The sequence below is a fragment of the Streptomyces hygroscopicus subsp. hygroscopicus genome, assembly GCF_030269125.1.
GTDB classification, from domain to species: domain Bacteria; phylum Actinomycetota; class Actinomycetes; order Streptomycetales; family Streptomycetaceae; genus Streptomyces; species Streptomyces hygroscopicus_C.
In genome coordinates, this window is the sequence record NZ_BSSM01000008.1 from 254448 (window position 1) to 270233 (window position 15786).

Annotated in this window: 13 protein-coding genes; 9 read left to right on the plus strand and 4 right to left on the minus strand. The window is 72.7% G+C overall.

The features are described 5' to 3' along the window. The first annotated feature begins 41 nt into the window (after nt 1-41). From QSK45_RS19860 to QSK45_RS19880, 5 genes are all read left to right on the plus strand, one after another. Nucleotides 42-527 carry an Lrp/AsnC family transcriptional regulator gene (locus tag QSK45_RS19860; RefSeq protein ID WP_285558692.1) on the plus strand — a complete coding sequence of 162 codons (486 nt, stop codon included), beginning with the start codon at nt 42-44 and terminating at the stop codon, nt 525-527. A 53-nt stretch (nt 528-580) separates the two neighbouring features. Then, complete coding sequence (locus QSK45_RS19865) at nt 581-2269, plus strand: DUF885 domain-containing protein (RefSeq protein WP_285558694.1); 1689 nt, start codon at nt 581-583, stop codon at nt 2267-2269. Nucleotides 2270-2420: 151 nt separating this feature from the next. Beyond that, nucleotides 2421-2657 carry a ferredoxin gene (locus QSK45_RS19870; protein ID WP_285558696.1) on the plus strand — a complete coding sequence of 79 codons (237 nt, stop codon included), beginning with the start codon at nt 2421-2423 and terminating at the stop codon, nt 2655-2657. Continuing rightward, entirely contained in the window at nt 2647-4038 is a 1392-nt protein-coding gene (locus QSK45_RS19875; RefSeq protein WP_285558697.1) for an NAD(P)/FAD-dependent oxidoreductase, read from the plus strand. Before QSK45_RS19870 ends, QSK45_RS19875 begins: the two co-directional genes overlap by 11 nt. A gap of 48 nt (nt 4039-4086) precedes the next feature. Next, on the plus strand, nt 4087-5328 hold the full coding sequence (locus QSK45_RS19880; RefSeq protein WP_285558699.1) for a cytochrome P450: 1242 nt from the start codon (nt 4087-4089) through the stop codon (nt 5326-5328). Between the two features lie 19 nt (nt 5329-5347). Here the strand turns inward: QSK45_RS19880 and QSK45_RS19885 are convergent, their stop codons facing one another. The 4 genes from QSK45_RS19885 to QSK45_RS19900 all read right to left on the minus strand — a co-directional run bounded on the left by QSK45_RS19885 (nt 5348) and on the right by QSK45_RS19900 (nt 10893). Beyond that, nucleotides 5348-5860, minus strand: a complete 513-nt coding sequence (locus QSK45_RS19885) for an immunity 21 family protein (RefSeq protein ID WP_285558701.1) — start codon at nt 5858-5860, stop codon at nt 5348-5350. 65 nt (nt 5861-5925) lie between these two features. Then, nucleotides 5926-8925, minus strand: a complete 3000-nt coding sequence (locus QSK45_RS19890) for an AAA family ATPase (RefSeq protein WP_285558706.1) — start codon at nt 8923-8925, stop codon at nt 5926-5928. Next, nucleotides 8922-10085 carry an exonuclease SbcCD subunit D gene (locus QSK45_RS19895; RefSeq protein ID WP_285558708.1) on the minus strand — a complete coding sequence of 388 codons (1164 nt, stop codon included), beginning with the start codon at nt 10083-10085 and terminating at the stop codon, nt 8922-8924. The genes QSK45_RS19890 and QSK45_RS19895 overlap by 4 nt, the downstream gene beginning before the upstream one ends. A 181-nt stretch (nt 10086-10266) precedes the next feature. Beyond that, entirely contained in the window at nt 10267-10893 is a 627-nt protein-coding gene (locus QSK45_RS19900) for a YigZ family protein (RefSeq protein WP_285558709.1), read from the minus strand. Between the two features lie 338 nt (nt 10894-11231). Here QSK45_RS19900 and QSK45_RS19905 point away from each other — a divergent pair, with 338 nt between their 5' ends. The 4 genes from QSK45_RS19905 to QSK45_RS19920 all read left to right on the plus strand — a co-directional run bounded on the left by QSK45_RS19905 (nt 11232) and on the right by QSK45_RS19920 (nt 15769). Then, entirely contained in the window at nt 11232-12254 is a 1023-nt protein-coding gene (locus QSK45_RS19905) for an AraC family transcriptional regulator (RefSeq protein WP_285558711.1), read from the plus strand. 371 nt (nt 12255-12625) lie between these two features. Then, nucleotides 12626-13684: a beta-keto acid cleavage family enzyme gene (locus tag QSK45_RS19910; protein WP_285558712.1), complete on the plus strand. Its 1059-nt coding sequence runs from the start codon at nt 12626-12628 to the stop codon at nt 13682-13684. A 151-nt stretch (nt 13685-13835) separates the two neighbouring features. Then, nucleotides 13836-14807 carry a quinone oxidoreductase family protein gene (locus QSK45_RS19915; protein WP_285558714.1) on the plus strand — a complete coding sequence of 324 codons (972 nt, stop codon included), beginning with the start codon at nt 13836-13838 and terminating at the stop codon, nt 14805-14807. A 44-nt stretch (nt 14808-14851) separates the two neighbouring features. After that, nucleotides 14852-15769 carry a TauD/TfdA dioxygenase family protein gene (locus tag QSK45_RS19920; protein ID WP_285558716.1) on the plus strand — a complete coding sequence of 306 codons (918 nt, stop codon included), beginning with the start codon at nt 14852-14854 and terminating at the stop codon, nt 15767-15769. The last annotated feature ends 17 nt before the right edge of the window (nt 15770-15786 follow it).

A 15786-nucleotide genomic window follows, 5' to 3' on the forward strand; every position in this document is an offset into this window, starting at 1 on the left:
GACCGGTATCCGAGGGCAGGACCCCGTGCTATGTTCGGCCAATGTCCGAATCCGTCGTACTTGATCCGGTGGATCTCCAGCTGCTGCGGCTGCTGCAGAACGACGCCCGGATCACCTACCGCGACCTCGCCGCCCAGGTCGGTGTGGCGCCGTCGACCTGTCTGGACCGGGTGACCCGGCTGCGCCGCTGCGGCGTGATCCTCGGCCATCGGCTGCGGCTGGATCCGGCCAAGCTCGGGCGCGGGTTGCAAGCGCTGCTGTCGGTTCAGGTCAGGCCGCACCGCAGGGAGCTGGTGGGGCCGTTCGTGGAGCGGGTGCGGGCGCTGCCGGAGGCCCGTTCGGTGTTCCATCTGACCGGGCCGGACGACTACCTGGTGCATGTGGCCGTCGCGGACATGGCCGATCTTCAGCGGCTGGTCCTGGACGAGTTCACGGCCCACCGCGAAGTCGCCCGCGTGGAGACCCGGTTGATCTTCCAGCAGTGGGAGTGCGGGCCGCTGCTGCCGCCCCGGCACGCCGACAGCTGAATCCCCGCTCGCACGGGTGACGCGGCGATCCCTCTCGTACGAGGATGGGCGGCATGTCTGAGATCAACACCCCGCTGCCCCGCCAGGTCGCCGACGCGTACGTCGACGATCTCATCGCCCTCGACCCGGTGACCGGCACCTACCTCGGTGTGCAGGAGAGTTCGCGTACGCTGCCCGACTACTCGCCCGCGGGTCAGGAGGCGCTCGCGGAGCTGTCCCGGACCACCCTCGCGAAGCTGGACGAGGCGGAGCGCCGGCCCGGCGCGGACAGCGACGCGGAGCGGCGCTGCGGGCGGCTGCTGCGGGAGCGGCTGACCGCCGAACTGGCCGTGCACGAGGCGGACGAACACCTGCGCGCGGTCGGCAACATGCACACCCCCGGCCACTCGGTGCGGGACATCTTCACGGTGATGCCGGCGGAGACCGAGGAGGACTGGGCGGCGATCGCCGAGCGGCTGCGCGCGGTGCCGGGCGCGCTCGCCGGTTACCGCGAGTCGCTCCAACTGGGCCTGGACCGCAAGCTGTTCGCGGCGCCGCGACCGACCGAGACCTTCATCGGGCAGCTCACCGAGTGGATCGACACGGACGGCGAGGGCCGTGGCTGGTACGAGGAGTTCGCCGCCGCCGGCCCCGACACGCTGCGCACCGAGCTGGACGAGGCGGCCCGCGGTGCCACCGCCGCCCTGACCGAACTGCGCGACTGGCTCCGGGCGGTGTACGCGCCGGCCGTCGAGGGCGCCCCGAACGTCGTGGGCCGGGAGCGGTACGCGCGCTGGGCGCGCTACTTCAACGGCACCGACCTGGACCTGGACGAGGCGTACGCGTACGGCTGGTCGGAGTTCCACCGCATCCTCGGCGAGATGAAGCGCGAGGCCGAGAAGATCCTGCCCGGCGCCGAGACCCCCTGGGTGGCGCTGGCGCACCTGGACGAGCACGGCCGGCACATCGGCGTCGACGAGGTCCGCGACTGGCTGCAGGGCCTGATGGACCGGGCGATCTCGGACCTGGACGGCACGCACTTCGAACTCGCCGAGCGGGTCCGGCGGGTGGAGTCGCGCATCGCCCCGCCCGGCGGCGCGGCGGCCCCGTACTACACGGGCCCCTCGGAGGACTTCTCCCGGCCCGGCCGCACCTGGCTGCCCACCATGGGCCTGGACCGCTTCCCGGTCTACGACCTGGTCTCCACCTGGTACCACGAGGGCGTCCCCGGCCACCACCTCCAGCTCGCGCAGTGGGCGCACGTGGCCGAGAACCTCTCCCGTTACCAGGCGACGGTCGGCATCGTCAGTGCCAACGCCGAGGGGTGGGCGCTGTACGCGGAGCGGCTGATGGACGAGCTGGGTTACCTCGCCGACCCGGAGGAGCGCCTCGGCTACCTGGACGCGCAGATGATGCGCGCGACCCGGGTGATCGTGGACATCGGCATGCACCTGGAGCTGGAGATCCCGGCGGACTCCCCGTTCCACCCCGGTGGGCGCTGGACGCCGGAGCTGGCGCAGGAGTTCTTCGGCGCGCACACCAGCCGTCCCGCGGACTTCGTGGAGAGCGAGCTGACCCGCTACCTGACCATCCCGGGCCAGGCCATCGGCTACAAGCTGGGCGAGCGGGCCTGGCTGCTGGGCCGGGAGCGGGCGCGGGAGCGGCACGGCGCGTCGTTCGATCTGAAGTCCTGGCACATGGCGGCCCTCTCCCAGGGCTCCCTGGGCCTGGACGACCTGGTGGACGAGCTGTCCCGGCTCTGACCACCGGGTCCTGGGCCTCACTCGATCGGCGTGCCCGGCGCGCGGGTCCCCCGGCTCGGCTCCCATGCTGGCGAACGGGGGACGACCGCTGTCCGGGCCCGCCGCGCCAGCCGCGTGGCGCGCCGCGGACCTGGCCACCGGAAGGGCGTCGATGAGGCTCGTCGTCGATCTCAACAAGTGTCAGGGGTACGCGCAGTGCGCGTTCCTCGCGCCGGACGTCTTCGCCATGCACGGCGAGGAGTCGCTGGTCTACGACCCGCAGCCCGACCACGAGCAGCGCGAGCGGCTGGCGCGGGCCGTGGCCGCCTGCCCGGTGCAGGCGATCACGGCCGACGGGGTGGACCCGGACGGGGCCTCCCGGGGCCCGGAGGTCCCCGATGGCCGCTGACCACATGGACCGGCTCCGGCGCGAGGGCCGGATCGCGATCGTGGGGGCCTCGCTGGCCGGGCTGCGGGCGGCCGAGACGCTGCGCGCCGAGGGCTTCGCCGGGGAGCTGACCCTGATCGGCGACGAGCCCTACGAGCCGTACGACCGCCCGCCGCTGTCCAAGGCGGTCCTGCTGGGCCGGGCGGCCCCGCATCGCACCGAGCTGCCCCGGCGCCGGGAGATCGACGCGAAATGGCGGCTCGGCGTGGCGGCCACCGGGCTGGACCTGACGGCCAGGCGGGTGCGGCTGGCCGACGGGGACGAGGTGGAGTACGACCGGTTGCTCATCGCCACCGGGGTGCGTGCCCGGCCCTGGCCGAAGGAGTCGGAGGCGGGGCTGGACGGCGTCTTCCTGCTGCGCACCCGGGACGACGCGGCCGGGCTGCACCAGCGGCTGCGTTCGGGGCCGCGCCGGGTGTTCGTGATCGGTGCCGGGTTCGCGGGCTGCGAGGTCGCCTCCGCGTGCCGGGAGCAGGGCATCGAGGTCACGGTGGCGGAGCGGGCGGGCGCGCCGCTGGTGGGCGCGCTCGGCGGGGTGGTCGGCGCGGTCGCCGCGGAGCTGATGCGCGAGCAAGGTGTCGATCTGCGCACCCGGGTGACGGTGACCGCGCTGGAGGGCGATCCGGCCGGACGGGTGCGGGCGGTCCATCTGTCCGACGAGAGCGTGGTCGAGGCGGACGTGGTCGTGGTCTCGCTGGGTTCGCTGCGCAACACCGAGTGGCTGGCCGGTTCGGGGCTCGGCGCGGGGCCCCGGGGCATCGCCTGTGACGCGGGCTGCCGGGCCTTCGACTTCCGGGGCATCGTCACCGACGACGTGTTCGTGGCGGGCGATGTGGCGCGCTCCCCGCACGCCTTGTTCGAATACCAGTTCCTGTCCCTCGAACACTGGGGCAACGCGGTGGCGCAGGCGGAGACGGCCGCGCACAACATGATCTGCGGCGGCGCCGACCGGCGCCCGCACCTGTGGATGCCGGCGTTCTGGTCCTCGCAGTTCGGAGTGAACATCAAGTCCGTCGGAGTGCCCCCGATGGGCGAGGAGCTGATGATCACGCAGGGCTCGACGGCGGAGCGCCGGTTCGTCGGGGTCTACGGCCACAAGGGCCGGGTGGTGGCCGCGGTGAGTTTCGACAACACGCGGTGGCTGGAGTTCTACCAGCGGGCGATCGAGCGGGGGGCGCCGTTCCCGGTGGAGTACCCGACGCTGGACCGGCGCCCCGAGCACCGGCGCCCGGTGCCGGCCGACTTCCCCGACCCGTCCCTGCCGACCCACGGCCCGATGGTGACCCTCGGCGGCTACTCGCCGTCCGACACCCAGCTCGTCTTCCACCCCGCCCGCCACTGAGCCCCCGCACCGACTGCCCCACCCCCGGACACGCCCCAAGGACCCGTCATGACGCAAGACTCGCTCGTGCGCCGGATCACCGACTTCGCCAACCGCGCCGACCCGTACCCGGTGTACCAGGAACTCCGCAGGACACCGGTGCTGCACGAGGAGGACGGCGGCCCCTACGTCATCAGCTCCTACTGGGACATCGAGGCGTTGCTGCACGACCCGCGGATCAGCTCCGACGCGGCCAACCTGGCGGCCGCCGGGGAGGACGTGCTGCTCCAGTCGGAGGAGACGGGCGGGCTTCCGCCGTCGTTCCTGCGCCTCGACCCGCCCGAGCACGACCGGCTGCGGCGCATCGCCAACAGCGCCTTCGGACCCCCGCACCGGCCGCACCGGATCGACGGCATGCGGGGCGAGCTGCGGGAGATCGTCACCGGGCTGATCGACGGCATCGGGGAGGCGCGGCGGATCGACCTGGTCGACCAGTTCGCGTATCCCTTCCCGGTGACGGTGATCTGCCGGCTCCTCGGGGTGCCCCGGGAGGACGAGCCGCGCTTTCGCGCCTGGGTCGATCCCCTGGTCGCGAGCCTCGACCCGAGCACCCGGCGGGACGCGGACGAGGACTTCGTCAAGGCGGCGCGGGAGGCCCGGATGCAGCTCGGCATGTACCTGGCCGGGCTGGTCGAGGAGCGCGCCGGGGAGCCCCGCGACGATCTGCTGTCCGACCTGGTGCGCGGCGGTGGCCCGGACGGCGCCATGACGATGATGGAGGTGCTCAGCACGTCCGTCCTGCTGCTCATCGCGGGCCACGAGACGACCGTCAACCTGATCACCAACGGCATGCTCACGCTGCTGCGCCACCCGGACGTGCTGGAGCGGCTGCGCCACGACCCGCACCTCGCGCCCCGGCTCGTGGAGGAACTGCTGCGCTACGAACCGCCGGTGCAACTGGTGCCGCAGCGCACCTGCATCACCGACATCGAGGTGCGCGGCGTGACGATCCCGAAGGGCTCGCGGATCTGGCTGGTACTGGCCGCGGGCAACCGGGACCCGGAGCGGTTCACGGACCCCGAGCGGTTCGACCCGGACCGCGAGGACATCCAGCACCTCGGCTTCGGCAGCGGCATCCACATCTGCTTCGGCGCGCCGCTGGCCCGCCTGGAGACGCAGATCGCGCTGACCGAGCTGGCCCGGCGGCTGGAGAACCCGCGCCTGGTGCAGGACCCGCCGCCGTACCGGGAGAACGCGGTGCTGCGCGGCCCCCGGCACCTGGAGATCGCCTTCGACGGCGTACGGCCCTGACCCGCGCGTGAACGGCCGGCTAGGCGAGCCTGCTGAGCCGTACCAGCCCCACCCAGGTCTCCGGGCCGGGCTGGGCGTAGGCGGCGTGCACGCTGTACGACCCCGCGGGGAGCGGCACGCGCAGGTGCTCCTGCCGGTCCGCCTCACCGCCCGGCCAGGCCGAGTCGAACAGCACCACGGGCCCCGGCACCTCCCAGCGCAGCTCCTGCTCCCACACCGCGCCCTCCAGCGCGGCGGGGACACCGGCCAGCAGTTCGCGCTCGGAGTCCGCGGCGGACCAGCGTACGAAGGTGCCGTGCTCGGGCAGATAGGTGGTGGCGGCCGGTTCGTCACCGAGGACGAGGGCCGCGCTGTCGCCGACCGGGAGCAGCCCGGCGTATCCCGGGACCTCGCAGGCCCGGTCGTAGTCCGTGTCGAGTTCCTCGCTGTCGGCGCCCGCCCAGAACGGCAGGACCACCTCCGGAACGGCGATCAGGGGGCCGCCGCCCGACTCCACCCACTCCAGCACTCCGCGATCTTCAAACCGAGCCATGGGCGAAGAACCTACACGTCCGCGAAACGGCGGCAGAACCCGCCCGGCACCGGCGCCGACGGAGGTCAGCCGGTGCCCCGTTGCCGCAGCGTGGAGCCGGATCGGCCCTTGACGACCTCCAGTTGGGCGTGGACGCGGCGGCGCAGGTCGGCGACGTGGCTGACGATGCCGACGCTGCGGTCGCGTTCGCGCAGGCCGTCGAGGACGTCGAGGACCTCGTCCAGGGTCTGGTCGTCCAGGCTGCCGAAGCCCTCGTCGATGAAGAGGGTGTCCAGGCGCACCCCGCCCGCCTCGTCGGTGACGACGTCGGCGAGACCGAGGGCGAGCGCCAGGGAGGCGAAGAAGGTCTCACCGCCCGAGAGGGTGGCGGTGTCCCGCTCGCGGCCGGTCCAGGCGTCCACGACGTGCAGCCCGAGCCCGCTGCGGCCGCGTCCGCTGCGGTCGTCGGAGTGCACGAGGGTGTAACGGCCTGAGGACATGCGCTGGAGGCGGGCGGTCGCGGCGGCGGCGACCTGTTCCAGGCGGGCGGCGAGCACGTACGACTCCAGGCGCATCTTGCGCTCGTTGTCGGCGGAGGTGCCCGCGGTGAGGGCGGCGAGCCGGGCGACCCGGTCGTACTCCGCGCGCAGCGGGGCGAGCCCGCGCACCGCCTCGGTGGCGCGGGCGGAGAGGCGGTCCAGTTCGGCGCAGCAGCGGGCGGCGGCGTCGCGGGCGGAGGCGGCCTCGCGCAGCCGGCGCTCGGCCTCGGCCGCGGCCCGTTCGGCGGCGGCCGGGTCGGCGGGCGGGAGCTGGGCGGCGGCCGCCGTGTCGGCCTCGGCCAGCACGGCCCGCACGGCGGCCTCCTCCGACTGCCGGGCGTCCAGTCGGTGTTGCAGCTCGCGGTGGGCCGCGTCGGTGAGCAGGGCGGCGGCCGCCTCCTGCGGGGTGGCGAAGCCGGCGCGGTAGGCGGCGTCGGCGAGGCGGGCGTCGGCGGCCTTGAGGCGCTGTGCGGTGTCCTCGGCGGCGCGTACGGCTTCGGCGGCCCCGGTGAGCAGCGCGGCCCGCCGCTCCAGCTGGGCGGCGCGCGCGGCCACGCTGTCGGCGCCGCCGCGCGCCTGGGCCAACTCCGCCTCCAGCTGGGCCTGTTCGCGTTCCAGGGCCTCGCGCCGGGTGAGCCTGGAGGCGGCCCGTACCGCGGCCTGCTGCCGGTCGGCGAGGCGCCGTTCGCGCTCCTGCTCGGCGCCCCGCAACTCCTCGTGGGCGGCGTGCAGGGCGGAGGCGGCCCGGCGGGAGTGGGCGTACTCCCGCTCCAGCGCGTCGGCTTCGGCGACCAGTCGGCCGGTGGAGGTGTCGCCGGCCTCGGCGGTGGCGGCGGCGAGGTCCGCGCGGACGGCGGCCAGGTGCCGCTCGGCCTCGGCGCGGTGCCGGTCGGCCTCCTGGGAGGCGGCGTGGGCCCGCTCCTCGGCGGCGCGGTCCACGTGACCGGCGACCTTGCGGGCGGGCGCGGGGTGTTCGGTGGCGCCGCAGACGGCGCAGGGTTCGCCGGCGGTGAGACGGGCGGCGAGTTCGGCGGCGATGCCGTCCAGCCGCTGTTCCTTGAGGTCGAGCCAGTGGGCGCGGGCGTCGAGGGCGCGCTGCTCGGCGTCCCGCGCCTGCTGTCCGGCCGCCTCCAGGTCGGCGGTGAGCGCGTCGCGGGTGCGGGCCGCCGCCAGGCGCCTTCGCATCGGCTCGCGCTGGACGTCGAGCTGTTCGGCGCGGGTGGCGGCCTCGTGGGCGGCGTCGATCCGCGCCTGGAGGGCCGTGCGGGTCTCGTCCCAGCCCTCCAGCCAGGCTTCGGCCTCGCGCAGCACGTCCTCGTCGGCGCGCTCCTGCCGGTCCAGATCGGCCCGTTGCGAGGTGAGTCCGGCCAGGCGGTGCTCGGCACGCCGGGCGGCGTCCAGCCCGCCCAGCTCCTCGGCGGCGCGGCGCGCGGCGGCGGCGAGCCCGCTCGCGTCGGCGTCGGCGAGGGGTGTGGGCAGGGCGCCGCGGGCGCGGGCCTCGGCGGCGTCGGCCCCGCGGTGCTCCCGCTCGGCCTCCTCCCGCAACGCCAGCGCGGGGGCGACCGCCTCCGCCCTGCGGGAGCGCTCCATGCGCTCCCGGTCGGCGTGGTGCTCGTCGGCCCGCTCCCGGAGGCGTTCGGCGCGACGGCGCGCCTCGGCGAAGCGGCTCTGCAACCGGGTGAGTTCGCGTACGCCGTCGAGGGCTCGGCGGGCGACGGCGTGGACGGACTCGGCGGCGGTGAGGCGGCTGTGGGCGACGGCGAGGCGTTCGCGGGCGGTGCTGCGGGCGACGGCGGCGGCGCCGAGCACGGTCTCCGCCAGGCCCGGGTCGCCCGGCGCCAGCTCGGGCAGCTCCATGGCGCCGCCGGCCTCCTGCTGCATGCGGTGGGCGTCGGCGAGCAGGGCCGCGTCGCCCTCGCGCACCCGGGTCTCGGCGGCCCGGCGCCGCTCGGCGAGGCGCTTCTCCACGTCGGCGAAGCGCTGGGTGTCGAAGAGGCGGCCCAGCAGCCGGCCGCGGGCCTCGGCGTCGGCGCGCAGGAAGCGGGCGAAGTCGCCCTGGGGCAGCAGCACGACCTGGCAGAACTGCTCGCGGCTCATACCGAGCAGCTGCTCGAACTCGACGCCGATCTCCTGGTGGGAGCGGCTGAGGTCCCGCCAGGCGCCCGCCGTCGCGTCGTACTCGCGCAGCCAGGTCTGGGCCTTGTCGACGGTGGTGCCCTTGCCGCGCAGCTTGGGCCGCTCCCAGGGCGGCTGCCGGGTGACCTCCAACCGGCGTTGGGCGATGGTGAGTTCGAGACGGATCTCGGTGCGGGTACGGGGCTCCGCGTGGTCGCTGCGCAGGTTCATGCCCTGGCCCGCGCCGCTCTGGCGGGCGCCGGGCACGGAGCCGTACAACGCGTAGCAGACGGCGTCCAGGACGGAGGTCTTGCCCGCGCCGGTGGGGCCGTGCAGCAGGAAGAGCCCGGCGGCGGACAGGGCGTCGAAGTCGACGCTCTGGGTGGTGCCGAAGGGTCCGAAGGCGGTGATGTCGAGCCGGTGGAGCCTCACTTGGCCACCTCCCGCGCGACGGCGTCGGCGCGGACGGCGTCGAACGCCTCGCGCAGCACGGCCGCCTCCCGCTCGTCGGGTCCGGCGCCCCGGACGTGGGCGACGAAGTCCTGGGCGATCTGCTGGTCGCTGCGGCCCGCCAGGCGCCGGGCGTAGGAGACCCGGGAATCGTCCGGAGCGCGCTCGGGGGCGAAGACCAGGCTCAGCGTGTGCGGGAAGCGCTCGGTGAGCCGGGCCATCGGTTCGGGCGGGCGGACGGCGTCGGTGAGGGTGGCCTCGACCCAGGCGTCCGCGTGGCGGTCGAGGTCCGGGTCGGCGAGCAGCTCCTCCAGGGTGCCGCGGATGCGGGCCAGCGGCCGGGGCACCGGGCAGTCGAGGCGCTCGGCGGTGACGGCGCCGTCGGCGGCGAGGTCGATGAGCCACATGCTCTTGCGGTGGTCGGCCTCGGAGAAGGAGTAGGCGAGCGGGGAGCCGGAGTAGCGCACGCGCTCGGTCAGGGTCTGGCAGCCGTGGAGGTGCCCGAGGGCCACGTAGTCGGCGCCGTCGAAGACTCCGGCCGGTACGGCGGCCACCCCGCCGACGGTGATGTCCCGCTCGCTGTCGCTGGGCTGACCGCCGGTGACGAAGGCATGGGCGAGGACGACGCACCGGGTGCCCTCCGGGCGGGTGGCCAGGTCGGCGCGGACCCGGTCCATGGCGGCGGCGAGAACGGCCTCGTGCCCGGCCTTGTCCACCTTGAACTCGTCCCTCACCAGGGCGGGTTCGAGGTACGGCAGGCCGTAGAAGGCGACGTCCCCGTGGGCGTCTGCGAGCACCACCGGGGTGGCGACGGCGGCCGGCTCGGTGCGCAGATGGATGCCGGCGCGGTCGATGAGCCCGGCGCCGACGCCGAGGCGACGGGCCGAGTCGTGGTTGCCCGAGATCATCACCGTGGGCACGCCCAGTTCGGCGAGGCGGTGCAGGGCGTCGTCGAACAGCTCGACGGCGGCCAGCGGGGGCACCGCACGGTCGTACACGTCGCCCGACACGACCACCGCGTCCACCTCGCGCTCGCGCACGGTGGCGACGAGGTGACCGATGAACCCGGCCTGGGCCCCGAGCATGCTCACCCGGTGGAAGGCCCTGCCGAGATGCCAGTCGGACGTGTGCAGGAGTCTCATGACTCCCGAGACTAACGGCAGGGTCCGACAACACGGTTGGTCACTGCCGTACCACCCGCCATACCCGACGCGCCATAAGTGACTTATGCCCGTTTCGTCACTTCTGCTCTTGCGCGTCCGCTCCTTGTGCCTCTGTTCCCCGCGCTTCCGCTCGTCACGCCTTCGTTCTCACCGCGTCCGCTCAGGCGTCCCCGTACGCCTCGCCGCCCAGCTCGAACGTCGCCGTGCCCGCCGTCACGTCCGCGAGCCACCCCCGGAAGGCGTCCACGTCGGCGTCCGGCAGGCCGATCTCGATGGTGACGGCCTCGCCGTAGCCGACGTCGCGGACCTCGCGGCCGGTGGCGCGCAGATCGTTCTGGAGCTTGCCCGCGCGCTGGTGGTCGACGGTGACCGTGGCCAGCCGGAAGCGGCGCCGGGTGCGGGAGCCGACGGCGTCCAGAGCCTCTCCGACGGCGCCGCCGTAGGCCCGGATGAGTCCGCCGGCGCCGAGCTTGACGCCGCCGTAGTAGCGGGTGACGACGGCGACGACGTACCGCATGTCGCGGCGCAGCAGCATCTGGAGCATGGGGACGCCGGCCGTGCCGCCCGGTTCGCCGTCGTCACTGGCCTTCTGCACGCGGGCGTCGGCGCCGATGACGTAGGCCCAGCAGTTGTGGGTGGCGTCGGCGTGCTCCTTGCGGACGGCCGCGATGAAGTCCTGCGCCTCCTGCTCGGTCGCGGCCGGGGCGAGGGCGCACAGGAAGCGGGAACGGTTGATCTCGGTCTCGTGCACGCCCGCGCGGGCCACTGTGCGGTACTCGTCCTGCATCCCGCCAGCCTATGCGGAAACGCGCGGCCGCCCCGCCCCGGGTTCTGCGCCCCCGGCCGGCGCCGGGTCTCGCGCGACGACGATCTCACGCCGGAAGACCCGGCGGCGACGCGCTTCACCACGCCGGCCGGGCCCGGTCGCCACCGCTCCGTCGGGGCTGGTCAACGGTCACGCGATTTGCCATGGTGTCCTCCGTCGGGTGTCCGGTCGGCGGGGACACCAGGATCCAGGCGCCGAACCCAGTCACAGTGCTGCAACGCTAGGTCACGACCTCCCTCACCGCTTGACCTGGCGTGACGTCTTACTTACCCATTGGGGACAGAGCCTGGAGTGCGCCCATGAAGCCCCTTGTCCGCAACGCCGCGCTGAACAGCTACGTCGAGGTCAGCAAGTCTCTCGGCACCGACCCCCGGGCGCTGATGAAGCGCGTGGGCCTGGACCCCGTCGGTCTCGCAGTCCAGGACAGATGGATATCCGGCGTGGCTGTGACCCAACTGCTCGAACTCTCGGCGGCGGCCTCGCGCCGCGAGGACTTCGGCCTGCTCCTCGCCGAGCGCCGCCGTTTCTCCAACCTCGGCCCCATCAGCTTGGTCATCCGCGAGGAGCCCGACGTACGCAGCGCGCTCGATCTCCTCGTCCGGCACGAGTACATGTACAACGAGATGCTCCGCAGCCGCCTCTCCGAGGCGAACGGCCTGGCCACCCTCAAGCTCGGCCTCGCGCCGGGGGAAGTCCTGGCGGCCCGTCAGTCCATAGAGCTGGCTGTGGGCGCCTTCCACCAGTTCTTCCGCACTTTCCTCGGTGCGCGGTGGCAGCCGGTGTCCGTGTTCTTCACCCACAGCGCTCCGGTGGACACCGGAACCCACCGACGCGTCTTCGGCCCCGTCGTGGAGTTCGACCGGGAGTTCAACGGGATCGTCCTCTACGCCGACGATCTCAGCACTCCCAATCCGATGTCCGACCCCCTGTTGCGGACGTACGCGCGGCAGTACTTCGAGTCCATCGCCGTCTCGAGGGGCGCGACCGAACTGGACCGCGTGCGTGACCTGATCGAAGTCCTGCTGCCCACCGGACGCTGTTCGATCGAACAGATCGCGGACAGCCTCGGAGTCGACCGGCGAACCGTCCACCGGCGCCTGGCGGCCTCGGGCGAGACGTTCTCCTCCCTGCTCAGCGCGACGCGCGTCCAGATCGCGGAGCAGCTTGTGGCCAACCCGGGCCGCTCCCTGACGGAGATCTCCGGACTGCTCGGTTTCTCCGCACCGAGCGCCTTCTCCCGCTGGTTCGGCGAGCGTTTCGGTTGCAGCCCCCGGCAGTGGCGCCTTCGGAGGGCCGAGCAGCCGCCCTTCCCCGGGGAATGACGGTCAGCAGCCACTCGCCGTCGCCGCATCCCCAACGGCTGACGCCTGTACGACGCGGGTCCGGGACCGGGGCCGCCGGACGGCGAGGGGCGGGTCCCCAAGTGATAAGTCGGGTGTCACCTCAGGTAAAGCGCCGGGCGTGACTCCGCCCTAGCTTTGCCTCACCGAAAGGGAGACCACCGGCCGAATGAGCGCGAGAGCGGGGACCCCGCTCCCGGCCGAAGCCCTCCCAGGACCCGTTGATCATCTCCGGCTGCCCTCGTGCCCCGGAATCCCGTCCGCAGTCTCACTCCGCCCCTCGCCGCCCCCATCCGCACCGCCCGCAGCGATGCGCGCGCGGAGTGAAGACCCCTTCCCGAAGGAGATGGATCGTGCATTTCTTCGACGACTCCCTGTATCCGGAGAACCAGGAGAAGCTGGTCATCCAGGCCGCGCCCTACGGGCCGGAGTGGCTGCCCGGTGACGCCGACGACCTGCCGCTCACCATGGACGAGCACGTGCAGGCGGCGGTCGACTGCCACAACGCCGGAGCCGCCGTTCTCCACATCCATGTGCGCGAACTGGACGGTCACGGTTCCAAGCGCATGTCCATGTTCAACGAGCTGATGGGCCGGCTGCGCGAAGCCGTGCCGGACATGGTCCTGCAGATCGGCGGGTCGATCTCCTTCGCCCCCGAGGACGAGGGCGCCGACGCCAAGTGGCTCAGCTACGACACCCGCCACATGCTGGCCGAGATCTCTCCCCGGCCGGACCAGGTGACGATCGCGATCAACACCAACCAGATGAACATCGTCGAGCTCTTCGACGACGAGGACGTCGAGGGCACGTCCCTCGCCAAGCCGGCGTACCACCAGGCCTACCGGGACATGGTCGTCGAGGCGGGACCGGACTTCTACCTGGAGCACCTGGAGCGACTTCGCGCTCATGACATCCAGCCGCACTTCCAACTCGCCAACATGGCGCAGTTGGAGACCGTGGAGCGGCTGATCCGCAAGGGTGTCTACAGCGGCCCGCTGGTGCTCAACTACGTCGCCATCGGCGGCGGGTTCGCCGGCCGGCACCCGGCTGACCTGATCGAGTTCGTCCGTCGTGTCCCGGACGGCGCCGTGCTCACCATCGAGGCCTCGATGCGCGCCGTGGCGCCGATGAACGCGATGGGCATCGCCCTGGGCGCGCATGTCCGGGTGGGCAACGAGGACAACCTGTGGCGGCTCAAGGGCGAGCGGATGTCCTCGGTGCAGCAGGTCGAGCAGATGGTCCGGATCGCAGACACGCTCGGCCGTGAGGTCGCCACCGGGCAGGAGGCGAAGGAGATCTACAAGATCGGCGAATGGTACGCGGACGCCGACGAGACCCTGGCTCGGCTCGGCATGGTACCCAACCGCCGTCCCGGCAGGCGCGGCTTCATGCTGCGCGACGTCAAGGGCTGATGCGGCCCACCATCGGCGGTCGCGGGACGTGGACAGCACCCTCCCCGCGCGATCGTGGCCGTTCCGCGACCGCCACCCCACACACGCACAGGCACACGCACACGCACACGCACACGCACACGCACACGCACACGAGCGAACGGAGCACGTCATGGCACACGCCATCCGCTTCCATGAGACCGGTGGCCCCGACGTCATGCGGTGGGAAGAGGTCGATGTCGGTCACCCGGGGCCGGGCGAGGTACGGATCCGGCACGTCGCCGTCGGGCTCAACTTCGCCGACACCTATTTCCGCACCGGCCTGTACCCGGCCGCGCTGCCCGCGGGGCTCGGGGTCGAGGCCTCGGGTGTGATCGAGGCGGTGGGCGAGGGCGTCACGCATGTGGTCGAGGGCGACCGCGTGACCTACACCGGCAGCCCTCTGGGTGCCTACAGCACGGAACGGGTCATGCCCGCCGATTCGCTGATCGGGCTGCCGGGGGAGATCGGTTGCGAGGCCGCCGCGGCGATGACCATGCGCGGCCTCACCTCAGCCTATCTGCTGCGCCGGATCCACCCGCTGAGGTCCGGCGACACCGTGCTGCTCCACGCGGCCGCGGGCGGCGTCGGCCTCATCCTCGCCCAATGGGCGAAGCTGCTCGGCATCACCGTGATCGGCACGGTCTCCAGCGAGGAGAAGGCCGGGATCGCCCGCGCCCACGGTTGCGAGCACATCATTCACTACCGGCGCGAAGACGTCGCCGCGCGGGTGCGCGAGCTGACCGACGGGAAGGGTGTCCCGGTCGTCTTCGACAGCGTGGGCAAGGACACCGTCGCCGGCTCGATGGCCTCGCTGCAGCGCCGCGGCCTGCTGGTGTGCTTCGGCACCGCGTCCGGAGTGCCGCCGCTCGACGCCATGCAACTAGCCGTTCACGGCTCGCTGTTCGTGACCCGGCCCGCGCTCGCCGACTACATCGCCGAACCGGCGGAACGGGACGCCCTGGCCGGTGAGCTGTTCGGGCACGTCGCGTCCGGACGCATCAGGATCGAGATCAATCAGCGTTACGCGCTCAAGGACGCGGAGCAGGCACACCGCGATCTGGAGGCAGGACGGACCACCGGATCCTCGGTCTTCGTCCTCTGAGCCCACCGTGACCCGCACCACACGTCCACCCAGGAGTGAGTACCATGCCCCAGACCGCCCATCCGAGGGAAGACACGCCTGCCCTGGTGCGCCCGGACGTCCTCCGTGCCTCGATCAATGTCGAGCCGCTGACCTGCACCATCGGTGCCGAACTGTCCGGTGTGAATCTCGGCGACGCCGCACGCGACGCCGATCTGTTCGCCGAGGTCAAGCGGCTGCTGTTGCAGTACAAGGTCCTCTTCCTGCGGGACCAGGACATCACCCGGGCCGAGCACGTCGCCTTCGCCTCACGCTTCGGCTCGCTGGAGGACCACCCGGTGCTCGGCAGCGACCCGGACCACCCGGGCTTGGTCCGCATCTACAAGGACCTCGACAGCAAGCCCGAGCACTACGAGAACGCGCTCCACTGCGACGGCACCTGGCGCGAGTGCCCGCCCATGGGCGCCGTACTGCGCTGCGTGGAGACGCCCGAGGTGGGCGGTGACACGATCTGGATCAACATGGTCGAGGCGTACCGCAGGCTGCCCGAGCACATCAAGGCGCAGATCGCGGGTCTGCGCGCACGGCACAGCATCGAGGCGAGCTTCGGTGCCGTCATGCCGATGGAGCAGCGGCACCAGCTGAAGGCTCGGTACGAGGACGCGGAGCACCCCGTGGTGCGCACCCACCCCGAGACCGGCGAGCAGATCCTCTTCGTGAACTCCTTCACCACTCACTTCGTCAACCACCACAGGCCGGAGAACGTGCGATTCGGCCAGGACCACGCGCCCGGCGCCGCCAACCTCCTCAACTACCTGACCAGTCAAGCAGCCGTCCCCGAGTACCAGGTGCGCTGGCGCTGGCAGAAGAACAGCGTGGCCATCTGGGACAACCGCTCCACGCAGCACTACGCCGTCCAGGACTACTGGCCCGCCGTACGCAAGATGGAACGCGCCGGAATCGTCGGTGACCGGACCTTCTGAGCCCCCACCGGAGTCGA

Excerpts from the sequence above, each read along its gene's own strand:
- QSK45_RS19860 (WP_285558692.1), top strand. The coding sequence starts at position 42 with ATGTCCGAATCCGTCGTACTTGATCCGGTGGATCTCCAGCTGCTGCGG.
- QSK45_RS19865 (WP_285558694.1), top strand. The coding sequence starts at position 581 with ATGTCTGAGATCAACACCCCGCTGCCCCGCCAGGTCGCCGACGCGTAC.
- QSK45_RS19870 (WP_285558696.1), top strand. The coding sequence starts at position 2,421 with ATGAGGCTCGTCGTCGATCTCAACAAGTGTCAGGGGTACGCGCAGTGC.
- QSK45_RS19875 (WP_285558697.1), top strand. The coding sequence starts at position 2,647 with ATGGCCGCTGACCACATGGACCGGCTCCGGCGCGAGGGCCGGATCGCG.
- QSK45_RS19880 (WP_285558699.1), top strand. The coding sequence starts at position 4,087 with ATGACGCAAGACTCGCTCGTGCGCCGGATCACCGACTTCGCCAACCGC.
- QSK45_RS19885 (WP_285558701.1), bottom strand. The coding sequence starts at position 5,860 with ATGGCTCGGTTTGAAGATCGCGGAGTGCTGGAGTGGGTGGAGTCGGGC.
- QSK45_RS19895 (WP_285558708.1), bottom strand. The coding sequence starts at position 10,085 with ATGAGACTCCTGCACACGTCCGACTGGCATCTCGGCAGGGCCTTCCAC.
- QSK45_RS19900 (WP_285558709.1), bottom strand. The coding sequence starts at position 10,893 with ATGCAGGACGAGTACCGCACAGTGGCCCGCGCGGGCGTGCACGAGACC.
- QSK45_RS19905 (WP_285558711.1), top strand. The coding sequence starts at position 11,232 with ATGAAGCCCCTTGTCCGCAACGCCGCGCTGAACAGCTACGTCGAGGTC.
- QSK45_RS19915 (WP_285558714.1), top strand. The coding sequence starts at position 13,836 with ATGGCACACGCCATCCGCTTCCATGAGACCGGTGGCCCCGACGTCATG.
- QSK45_RS19920 (WP_285558716.1), top strand. The coding sequence starts at position 14,852 with ATGCCCCAGACCGCCCATCCGAGGGAAGACACGCCTGCCCTGGTGCGC.